Source organism: Humibacter sp. (assembly GCF_051954055.1).
In the GTDB taxonomy this organism is placed as follows: Bacteria; Actinomycetota; Actinomycetes; order Actinomycetales; family Microbacteriaceae; genus Humibacter.
In genome coordinates this window covers 1-9,977 of sequence record NZ_JBQCIE010000036.1, presented here as the reverse complement: position 1 = coordinate 9,977, position 9,977 = coordinate 1, and the positions used below count along the sequence as shown (strand labels likewise).

Sequence of the window (9,977 nt, the reverse complement as noted above, 5' to 3'; positions counted from 1 at the left end):
GTACGTCAGGGGGGTGGGGGTCCTCGCCCTTCCCGAGACCGAGCAGCGGCCGACCGTGCTCGGGCTGCTGGCATCCGGCCGCATGAAGCCCGGCTCGGGCACCGTCACGGTCGACGGTGTAGCGGATGCCTCGGCCATCCGCCGTGCGATCGCCCTCGTGGACGCGCCGGACGTGAGCGACCCCGCGCCGAATGTCACGGTCGCCGGCGTGGTCGCCGAGGAGCTGATGTTCGCGGGTCGACCGTCAGGGGTGCACGCGGTGAAGCGCACCCTCGCGTCGCTCGGTGCAGCGAAGCACGCGCGCGACGCGATCGGGCAGGTGCCGCCGACGGTGCGCATCCGTCTGCTCGTCGAGCTCGCGCTGTTGCGCGACGGTGTGCAAGGAGTCGTGCTGACCGCGCCGGACCGGCATGGCGGAGACCCGAACGCGTGGTGGCGGATCGCGCTCGAGGTGGCATCCCGGGGATTCGCGGTGCTCGTCATCGCAGGGGATGCATCGGCCGCGGCCATCGCCGCGAGCTCGCTGGTCGAGCGGCTCGAGGCGCCGTGGGAGGACGCCGAACCCGACGACGATCCGACCCGCGACGACTCCGACACCCCGATCCTGACCGAGCGATCGCTGTTCGACCTTCCCGACGTGATCACCCGGCCCGTGCCGGTGATCGAGAACGACACTCACACCGAAACGAGTGACGAATGAAAGTCCCCCAGATGATCGCGGCGGAGCTGCGCCGCCTCACCGCCAGCCGCATGGCGACCATCGCCCTGCTGGCGCTGATGTGCGTTCCGGTGATCTACGGAGCTCTCTACCTCTGGGCGAACCAGAACCCGTACGCCAAGCTCGACCAGATCCCGGCCGCCATCGTCGTGAGCGACACCGGCGCCACGGTGGACGGCAAGGCGGTGAACTACGGCGACAAGGTCGCGCAGCAACTCGTCGACGACGGAACGTTCCAGTGGCACATCGTGCCGGCGGAGACGTCCGCGAAGGGGCTGAACGACCAGCGATTCGACTTCGCGATCACGCTGCCCGCCGACTTCTCGCGTCGGCTCCTGAGCGCCTCGACGACGAGCCCCGAGAAGGCGACAGTGACGCTCACCACGAACGACACGAACAGCTATCTCGCATCCACCATCGGCCAGCAGGCGGCCGAGACGATCAAGGCGGCCATCGTGCAGGAGGTGAACCGCGAGGCGGCAAGCCGGTTCCTGCTGGCGCTGTCGGACATCCGCTCCAATCTGTCGACAGCAGCGGATGCCGCCGGCCAGCTCCTCGACGGCACGCAGACCGCGCACACGGGCGCGGCGACTCTCGCCGACGGCACGGCGCAACTGGCGACCGGTTCCGTGTCTCTGCGGGACGGCCTGAACACGCTCGCGTCCCAGACCGCCGATCTGCCGGCGCAGAGCCAGCGGCTCGCAGACGGCGCGCAGCAGGTCGCAGACGGCGACACCAAGCTCGCCGGTTACGCGAACCAGGCCGGCGCCCTGTCACAGCAGGCGGCGGATGCCGTGCCCACCGCGCGCGCGGACATCCAGGCTCAATTGCAGACGCTCGTGCAGCAGGGGGCGATCAGCCAGAGCCAGGCCGACGCGATCCTGGCCCAGCTCGATCAGCTCGGCAGCAAGGTCACCTCCGGAAATCAGCAGGTGCAGAGCGCAGTCGGACAGGTGGATCAGCTCGCGAGCGGATCGCAGCAGGTAGCGGCGGGAGCGGCGCAGCTGGCGGCATCCGCTCCGGCATTGAGCGGAGGCATCCAGCAGGCGGCCAGCGGCGCGTCGCAGCTCGCCGACGGCTCGGCGCAGGCCGCCACCGGTGCGGCGTCGCTTCGTGACGGGCTCGGCACGATTGCCGACGGTACGGCCAAGCTGAAGTCGGGACTGGATGCCGGGGTTCAGCAGATTCCGCAGACGACGGCATCGGAGCGCGCGGCTCAGGCCAAGACCATCGCCGATCCGGTCAAGCTCGCCCAGTCGAAGGAGGCCAGCGCAGGCACGTACGGCGCAGGGCTGGCACCGTTCTTCATGGCGCTGGCGGCATGGATCGGCATCTACGCGCTGTTCTTGATCGTGAAGCCGGTGTCGCGGCGGGCCATCACGGCGCTTCGTTCCCCGTTCCGGGTCACGCTCGCCGGCTGGCTCACACCGGCGTTGCTCGGCGTCATCCAGATGGTGGCGCTCTACGGGATCGTCGCCGGAGTGCTGCACTTCAACGTCAGCAATTCGGTCGCGACGTTCGGCATCATGGCGCTCGCGTCGGTGACGTTCGCGGCGATCATCCTGGCGCTCAACGTGTGGTTGGGCAGCGTCGGCCAGTTCCTCGGGCTGGTGCTCATGGTCCTGCAGCTCGTCACCGCGGGTGGCACCTTCCCGTGGCAGACGCTGCCCGGTCCACTCGCGTGGCTGCACCATGGTCTGCCGATGTCATATGCCGTGGACGGAATACGACAGACCATGTACGGCGGGAACGCCTCGCTGGCCGGCGGGGATGCGCTGTTCCTGCTGGCGTGGCTGGTGGGCGCCCTGGTGATCACGTCGATCGGAGTGGTGCGGATGACGCACCGTCGCACGCTGCGCGACCTGCAGCCGAGCCTTATCGGCTGAGGCCCGCGGCATGAGTCAGCGGACGAGGCCGGCTCGGTAGGCGAAGACGACGAGCTGGGCGCGGTCCCGCGCGCCGAGCTTGAGCATGGCGTGGGACGCGTGCGTCTTCACCGTGGTCGGGCTGATGAACAAGCGGGAGGCGATCTCGTCGTTCGTGAGCCCGCCGGCGATGTGCGCAACGATCTCCCGCTCCCGTTCGGTGAGCCGTTCGAGCTGGGCGCTCAACTCGTCGGACCGCGCCCCCGTCGACGCGGTCGGTACTTCGGCCGCCGCGCCCGTGAACCGGCCGATGAGCCTGCGCGTCACGCTCGGCGCGAGCAGGGCATCCCCGGCGGCGAGCACATGCACCGCCCGCCGCAACTCGTCCGGCTCGATGTCCTTCAGTAGGAATCCGCCTGCACCTGCGGCAAGTGCTCCGAACACGTTCTCGTCGAGCTCGTAGGTCGTCACGACGAGCACACGCACGTCGGCGAGCGCGGGGTCGTGGGCGATGACGTGGGTCGCTTGGATGCCGTCGATTCCCGGCATCCGGATGTCCATCAGCACGACATCCGGAACGAGCTCACGTGTGAGGCGCACCGCGCTGTCGCCGTCGGCCGCCTCACCGACCACGTCGATCTCGGGATCGCGCTCCAGGATGGAGCGGAAACCCTCGCGGATCAGCGCCTGATCGTCGGCGAGCAGCACCCGGATCACGCCGGATCCTTCCGCGCGGCCCGCGCCGCCACGTCGGCGCCGATCGGCAGCACCGCACGCACCTCGAAACCGCCCTCGGGACGCGGACCGGCCCGCACCGTTCCGCCGACCGCCGCGGCACGCTCGCCCATTCCCCTGATGCCGAAGCCGGTCGCCGGCGCATCGAGAAGATCAGCTTGTGCAGTGGTCCCGTCATCCGTCACGTTCACCACGAGTTCGTCGCCGGCGACGTGGAGCGAGACGTTCACGACGGATGCGTCCGAGTGACGCACGACGTTCGTCAGCGCCTCCTGCACGATGCGATACGCGCACAGCCCCGTGATCGGGCCGACCGCGTGGAGCCCTCCGGTGTCTGCTCTCACCGTCAGGCCGGACTGGCGGGCGACCTCGAACAGATCCTCGAGGTCGGCGAGCGAGGGCTGCGGCGGCTGCGAGGCATCCGTCTGCGCGTCACCGCGCAGCGCAGTGACGGTGCGATGCAGCTCGGGCATCGACTGCTTGGCCAGGGAGCGCACCCGTTCCATGGAACGTCGTGCACCGGCCGGGTCCGAGTCGAAGGCGTCGAGAGCGGATGCCGACTGCACCGCGATAGCCGAGATCGAGTGGGCCAGCACGTCGTGCACGTCGCGGGCGATGGCGAGTCTCTCCTCGGCGATGCGTTCGCGGGCCTGAGCGGTGGCCGTCTCGCGGGCCGCAGCCAGCGCTCGCTCCGCGCCGATTCTGGACTGCCGCGCGATCGCCCCGAGCGCGACGATGAACAGCAATCCCATCGCAGGGCCGGTCGTGGCGTAGGAATCCCACGGGGTCGGCGTCGGAGGCAGCGCCGGAATCACCTGCCAGACGAACACGACGAGCACGGCCACGGCGATCCACCACGCGCTTCCGGCGTAGGCGGCGAGCGATTCGAGCGCGACGAACAACGCGAGCACGGGCGCCCCGCCATGGTAGCCGGCCGCGTGGTATCCGGCGATGAGAACGAGCACGACGATCGTGCAGACGAACGGATGCTTGCGACGCACGAGCAGCACCGCCGCGGCCGCCAGCCCGATCGCGTACGCGCCGACGGGAAAGGCGACGGGATGCGGCCACCCGGCGAGTTCCGCCCACACGCCGATCGTGATCAGCGCCGCCATCACGCAGGCCAGCACGATGTCGAAAACGCGCGAACGCACGCCCGCGCCGTCGGCGCGGGCGATCGCGAGCCCCAGACCGCTCACGTGCGTAGCTTAGAGGCGATTGAGGGGCGGGCGGGCGAGCTTGCTCGCATGCCCGCCCCGATTGAGTCTTTGAGCGGCGAAGCCGGGATAAGCTGCTTCGGCTGCCGCGGATCGCGCGGCCCGACGAGTCGGCTTGCGCGTCGCCCGGCGCAGTGCGGGGCGGCGGTACGCGCCGAACGCGAACGCGCCGAACACGACGGTCCAGCCGAGGAGGTTCCCCACGCTCGCCAGCGTCGGCAGGTCTCCGGCAGCGATGCGCCAGCCGAGCTCGGCCAGATTGTAGGTCGGCAGCCATACGGCGGCGTCATGCATGCCGGTCGGCAGGATGTTCGGCGGCACCCAGAGCCCACCGAGTGCGGAGAGGGCCATGTACACCCCGTAACTGAGCGGGTAGGCGATCTCTGCACCGACCGTGAAGCCGATCGCGATGCCGAGCGCGGCGAAGGTGACGCTGCCGAGCCACATGGATCCCACCAACGCGGCCCACTGGCCGATGCTGAGCGTCACGCCCTTGACGAGGCCCGCGGTGAGGCAGACCAGCACGATCGCGGGAAGCGCCGTGGCGACGCTCGCGATGACCTTGACGCCGATCACCTGCACGGCGCTGATGGGCATCGCCCGCACCTGCAGCAGCCAGTCGATCTGGCGCTCCTCGGCGATCCGCGGACCGGTCGTGGAGAGCACGGCCCACACGGCGCCGTAGGCGGCCATCGCGACCATGATCTCTGTGGTGCCGGGCAGCTGGCCCGGCTGAACGGGGCCGCCGCCGAACAGGGTGGCGAACAGCAGGTAGAAGCCGATGGGCGCGCCGACGGCGAGGGAGAGGTATTTCGGGTCGCGCAGCATCCGCACGATCTCGAGGCGTAGGAAGTGCGTGTTCATGACCGGCTCCGTTCCGGTTGGGTGAGTTCGAGAAAGGTGGAGTTCAGGTCAGGTGGTGCCACCTGGAGGTCGTGCCAGCCCGGCACGGTCGTGACCAGTGCGCGGACGACGGTGTCGGCATCCGCGCACGTGACCGTCGCCTGCCCTGCGCGGTTTTCGACGGCAGTGTGCTCGACGGACTTGACGCCCGGCAGCTCCGCCAGACGGTCGACGTGTCGGGCGGCGGCTGCGGGGTCGTCGAAGCGGAACCGCACGACGCTCGTGCCGGCCGTGCCCCTGATCTGCTCGGGCGTGCCGTCGGCGATGATGCGTCCGCCTGCGATGACGATCACGCGCTGCGCGTTCTCGGCGACCTCGTCGAGGTAGTGGGTGGCGAACACGACGGTCTTGCCGGAGTGGGCGAAGTCGCGCATCGCGGCCCAGAACTCGGCGCGACCCTGTACGTCGAGCGCGCGGGTCGGCTCATCCAGCAGTAGAACCTCGGGATTGGCGACGATCGCCATCGCGAACCGCAGCCGCTGCGCCTGACCGCCGGAGAGACGGTCGACACGTCGCTTCGCTTCGCCGGTCAGTCCCGCCAGCTCGAGTGCATGGCTCGTGCTCAACGCGTTCGGATAGCTTCGCTCGCTCAGCCGCACCAGCTCGGCGACGCGCACGCCCGGCATGGCGCCGGCATCCTGCAGCATTCCGGCGATGCGGCCATCGGCGACCGCGCGTGCGGCGCTGCGTCCGTCGACTCGCGCCGTACCGGCATCCGGACGCACGATGCCGAGCATCATGCCGATCGTGGTCGACTTGCCGGCGCCGTTCGGGCCGAGCAAGGCGACGGTCTCGCCCCTTCGCAGGGTGAGATCGAGCGGATGCACCGCGACGGTGCCCGCGTAACGCTTCGCGACGCCGGTCAGTTCGACCGCCGGTGCCGCCTCCGAGCTGGCAAGGGGCCGCTCCGGCGCCCGTGCTCGGCTGACAGTGGAAGTGCTCATGACCCGATGGTCGCGCTCGGCCGCTCGCGCCGAATCGTCTGTGCGAAGCGGATGTTCGTGGCCGACTACCGCAGACGACTACGCCGTTCGGAGTATCGCGGCTTCGCCGCTCAATGACTCAATCGCCACTATCGCCACCTCGTTCAGGTCGCGAAATCTGCCCTTATCGAAGGCCAATAGGGGCAGACTTCGCGACCTGAACGGTGCCGCTAACGTGTCGGCATGAGGTTCGACGACAGGGTGGCCGTCGTGAGCGGCGCGGCGAACGGGATCGGCTGGGCGACCACGGAGCGGTTGCTCGACGAGGGCGCGCGGGTGGCGCTGCTCGACCGCGAGCCGGAGGTGGCGGCATCCAGGCTGGCCGAGCGCACCGAGCGGGATCCGTCGACCGCAGAGCGGACGGCCGTGTTCGAGTGCGACGTGATGGATGCCGCATCCGTCGACCGCGCGGTCGCATCCGCTCTCGAGCGGTTCGGCCGCGTCGACGTGCTCGCCTCGGTGGCCGGCGGCGACCATTTCGTCGAGGACGGCCTCGACGAAGCGCACTGGAACGAGATCGTCAGCCTCAACCTGCACGGGCCGATGCGGCTCATCAGGGCATGCCGGGAGGCACTGATGGCCAGTCGAGGTGCCATCGTCATGGTCAGTTCGGTCAACGGCATCGCCGCCTACGGTGAGCCGGCGTACGGGTCGGCGAAGGCCGGACTCACGCTGCTGGCGAAGAACCTCGCCGTCGAGTTCGGCCCATCCGGTGTGCGCATCAACGTCGTCGCCCCCGGCACCGTTCGCACCCGAGTGTGGGACCACCAAGGCGGACCGGATGCCCTCGCACCGATGTATCCGCTCGGTCGCGTCGGCGAGCCCGCCGACATCGCTGCCGCGATCGCGTTCCTCGCCTCGGACGACGCGTCCTGGATCACCGGGGTGACTCTGCCCGTCGACGGCGGATCCCTCGCCGGCCCGCTCGCGACGATGGGTCACGTGCTGCCCCGGTGACGGACCTCCTGGGTATCGTGGCCGCGTGAAGGCATCCCACCAGGAACGCGCCGATCTGCGGCTTCTGCACATCAGCGACACGCACCTCTTCGGCGACGGATCGCTGCACTACGGCATCGTCGACACGACCGCCGCGCTCGAACGCGTGCTGGCGAAGGCATCCGAGATCGAGGGGATCGACGCGGTCGTGCTCTCCGGAGACCTCAGCGAGGACGGCACCGAGGCGTCGTACCTCAAGCTGCGTGACCTCGTCGAGCCGTGGGCGGCCGTGCACGGCGCGCAGGTGGTGTACGCGATGGGCAACCACGATCATCCGGATGCCTTCACTTCCGTGCTCGGCGACCGCACTCGCGTGCACACCATCGGCAGGCACCGCATCATCACACTCGACTCGTCCGTGCCGGGTGCCGCTTACGGATCGCTGGATGCCGACCAGCTCGCGTGGCTGCGCGACACCCTGTCGCAGCCGGTCGACCTCGGCACGATCGTTGTGGTGCATCATCCGCCGACGCGCGCGGTCACGCCGCTGCTGCGCCGGTTGGAGCTCGACGACCCGCACGCTCTGTTCGGCGTTCTCGACGGCAGCGACGTGCGTCTGGTGCTGAGCGGCCACTACCACCATCCGCTCGTCACGCTCGAGCGGGGCATCCCGATCGTGGTGGCGCCCGGAGTGACGAACACGTCGGATGTCGCGACCCCTCCCGACACGGAACGCGCGACGGTCGGCGCGGGCTTCGCGCTCGTCGAGCTGCCGGCATCCGGTGCGCCACGCGTCACAGTGGTGTCGGCGCCGAGCCCTCGTGACGGAGAGCCGGTGTTCCAGCTGGATGCCGAGGGCATCCGCCAGGTCGCCGAATCGTTCGGCGCGCCACGACGAGGAGAACCATGAGAATCGCAGTCGCTGGAGGCACCGGCGTCGTCGGAAGCCACGTGCTGGCCGCCCTGAAGGAGCGAGGCCACGAGACCGTGACGCTCTCGCGCAGCACCGGCGTCGACCTGATGTCGTCCGACGGACTCGAGCAGGCGCTGCAGGGTGCGGATGCCGTCGTCGATGTGACCTCGACCGGGGCGCAGTCGAGCAAGGCATCCGTCAGGTTCTTCGGCACGGTGACGCGGAATCTGCTCACTGCGGAGAAGCGTGCGGGAGTGCCGCACCACGTCGCGTTGTCGATCGTGGGCGCCGCGAAGGCGGACAGCGGGTACTACGCCGGCAAGGCCGCGCAGGAACGTGCGGTCATGGCGTTGCCGGGAGGCTGGACGATTCTGCGGGCGACGCAGTTCCACGAGTTCGCGCAGCAGATGACGACGCGTGCCGCATTCGGTCCGCTTCAGCTCGCGCCGGTCGCGCGGTGCCAGCCCATCGCCGCCGCGGAGGTGGGCGAAGCGCTCGCCGAGATCGCGGTGGGCGAACCGCGCGGTCTCGACAGAGATCTCGCGGGCCCGCGGGAGGAGCAGATGACACGGATGATCCGCGCCTACCTCGCGGCCACCGGCACTCGTCGACTCGTGGTGAATCTCACCATGCCCGGCGCGATGGGCAAGGGCATGCGCGACGGCTCGATCCTGCCAGGGCCGGATGCACGGCTCGGCACGCAGACGTTCGACGAGTGGTTGGCGGAGACGTCATCCGCGGCGTGAATGGCGACGGTCGTCAATGAGTTGCCAGAAATCCGCTCATCCGTCGCCCGGCTTCCAAGACGGCGACGGTATCGTCATGCCCCGGGCGCGCTCATTCCCCTAGTTTCGGCTTTCGGTGTTCGGTGCCGGTGTCTCGCCAGGTTCCGCCTGGGTCGATCCATCCGGGTGCCCGGACTTGTGGTCTCCCGTTGTGCATGCGGATCGCCCACCCACCGGTGTCGATGCTCTGATGATGGAACCAGCACACGGCGGCACCGTTGCCGGTGTCGGTGGGTCCCCCTCGTGAGTGCTCTTGCACGTGGTGGTATTCGCACCACCCGGCCGGGATACGGCAGCCGGGGATCACACAGGTTTTGTCGCGGGCGGCGATCGCGCGGCGTTGCTGGGCGGTGAAGCAGCGTTCCGGCGCCCACAACGAGAGAATCTTCCCCTCCCGGATCAACAGTTTCTGGATCCCGCCGGCGCAGGCGAACTGGGTCACCGCCGACATCGGGATCGGCTCCTCCACTCCGTCCATCCACCCGGCACCACGTCCCTCTACCAGGTCGTGTTGGTCGACGGTGACCAGGACGGTGGGCGCGGCACCACCCATCGACGCCACCTGGGCGGATCGGGCGGCGGCGTCGATCAGGGACGCGAACCCATCATGCCGCTTCTGCGGCGACGAACGATCATCCCAAGCGTCCTCACCCGGTTGATCCCCGTCCAGGAACACCGGCTTCGATTTCGGGGAGACGACCGCGGCGAGTGCTTGCTCCAGTTTCCCGGAGATCTCCGGCATCAACTCCATCCGATACCGCACCAAACCGCCTCGAGTGCCGAGGCGGGTGAGTCCGCGGTGCCGCATGGCTTCTTCCGCATCGGTCTCGACCCCGTCGGGGTCTAGGGCGATCTTCCACACCATGGCTTGCACGCGGGTTTGGTCGGCGGTGAACCCGCCCACCGCCGACGCGACAAGTTC

At 69.3% G+C, this 9,977-nt stretch carries 10 protein-coding genes; 5 read left to right on the top strand and 5 right to left on the bottom strand.

Going from position 1 to position 9,977, the window contains the following annotated elements:
* Together ACTHNC_RS05145 and ACTHNC_RS05140 are read left to right on the top strand one after the other, a co-directional pair.
* Positions 1–700: hypothetical protein (locus tag ACTHNC_RS05145; protein ID WP_440293526.1), on the top strand; the 700-nt coding region annotated here is incomplete at its 5' end.
* Positions 697–2,604 carry a YhgE/Pip family protein gene (locus tag ACTHNC_RS05140; RefSeq protein ID WP_440293525.1) on the top strand — a complete coding sequence of 636 codons (1,908 nt, stop codon included), beginning with the start codon at positions 697–699 and terminating at the stop codon, positions 2,602–2,604. The genes ACTHNC_RS05145 and ACTHNC_RS05140, both read left to right, overlap by 4 nt.
* Positions 2,605–2,619: 15 nt before the next feature.
* Here ACTHNC_RS05140 and ACTHNC_RS05135 read toward each other — a convergent pair whose 3' ends face one another.
* The 4 genes from ACTHNC_RS05135 to ACTHNC_RS05120 are packed head-to-tail and all read right to left on the bottom strand — an operon-like array spanning position 2,620 to position 6,382.
* The gene (locus ACTHNC_RS05135; protein WP_440293524.1) at positions 2,620–3,300 is read right to left on the bottom strand and encodes a response regulator transcription factor; all 681 of its coding nucleotides are present in this window, start codon (positions 3,298–3,300) and stop codon (positions 2,620–2,622) included.
* Complete coding sequence (locus ACTHNC_RS05130) at positions 3,297–4,517, bottom strand: sensor histidine kinase (RefSeq protein WP_440293523.1); 1,221 nt, start codon at positions 4,515–4,517, stop codon at positions 3,297–3,299. Before ACTHNC_RS05130 ends, ACTHNC_RS05135 begins: the two co-directional genes overlap by 4 nt.
* Before the next feature lie 9 nt (positions 4,518–4,526).
* On the bottom strand, positions 4,527–5,399 hold the full coding sequence (locus ACTHNC_RS05125; RefSeq protein WP_440293522.1) for an ABC transporter permease: 873 nt from the start codon (positions 5,397–5,399) through the stop codon (positions 4,527–4,529).
* Complete coding sequence (locus ACTHNC_RS05120; RefSeq protein ID WP_440293521.1) at positions 5,396–6,382, bottom strand: ABC transporter ATP-binding protein; 987 nt, start codon at positions 6,380–6,382, stop codon at positions 5,396–5,398. The genes ACTHNC_RS05125 and ACTHNC_RS05120 overlap by 4 nt, the downstream gene beginning before the upstream one ends.
* A 222-nt stretch (positions 6,383–6,604) precedes the next feature.
* On the opposite strand from ACTHNC_RS05120, the gene ACTHNC_RS05115 reads away from it, so the two are divergent.
* Genes ACTHNC_RS05115 through ACTHNC_RS05105 form a run of 3 tightly spaced genes read left to right on the top strand, consistent with a single transcriptional unit; the run spans position 6,605 to position 9,016 of the window.
* Positions 6,605–7,378, top strand: a complete 774-nt coding sequence (locus ACTHNC_RS05115; RefSeq protein WP_440293520.1) for an SDR family NAD(P)-dependent oxidoreductase — start codon at positions 6,605–6,607, stop codon at positions 7,376–7,378.
* A 25-nt stretch (positions 7,379–7,403) separates the two neighbouring features.
* The gene (locus tag ACTHNC_RS05110; protein ID WP_440293519.1) at positions 7,404–8,267 is read left to right on the top strand and encodes a metallophosphoesterase; all 864 of its coding nucleotides are present in this window, start codon (positions 7,404–7,406) and stop codon (positions 8,265–8,267) included.
* Positions 8,264–9,016: an SDR family oxidoreductase gene (locus ACTHNC_RS05105; RefSeq protein ID WP_440293518.1), complete on the top strand. Its 753-nt coding sequence runs from the start codon at positions 8,264–8,266 to the stop codon at positions 9,014–9,016. The genes ACTHNC_RS05110 and ACTHNC_RS05105 overlap by 4 nt, the downstream gene beginning before the upstream one ends.
* A 91-nt stretch (positions 9,017–9,107) precedes the next feature.
* On the opposite strand, the gene ACTHNC_RS05100 is transcribed toward ACTHNC_RS05105, so the two are convergent.
* Positions 9,108–9,977 (bottom strand): DUF222 domain-containing protein (locus tag ACTHNC_RS05100; RefSeq protein WP_440293517.1); only part of this gene is annotated, 870 nt, incomplete at its 5' end.

Bases quoted from the DNA above. Each gene is read 5' to 3' on its own strand.
- ACTHNC_RS05120 (WP_440293521.1), bottom strand. From the start codon at position 6,382: ATGAGCACTTCCACTGTCAGCCGAGCACGGGCGCCGGAGCGGCCCCTT.
- ACTHNC_RS05105 (WP_440293518.1), top strand. From the start codon at position 8,264: ATGAGAATCGCAGTCGCTGGAGGCACCGGCGTCGTCGGAAGCCACGTG.
- ACTHNC_RS05140 (WP_440293525.1), top strand. From the start codon at position 697: ATGAAAGTCCCCCAGATGATCGCGGCGGAGCTGCGCCGCCTCACCGCC.
- ACTHNC_RS05115 (WP_440293520.1), top strand. From the start codon at position 6,605: ATGAGGTTCGACGACAGGGTGGCCGTCGTGAGCGGCGCGGCGAACGGG.
- ACTHNC_RS05125 (WP_440293522.1), bottom strand. From the start codon at position 5,399: ATGAACACGCACTTCCTACGCCTCGAGATCGTGCGGATGCTGCGCGAC.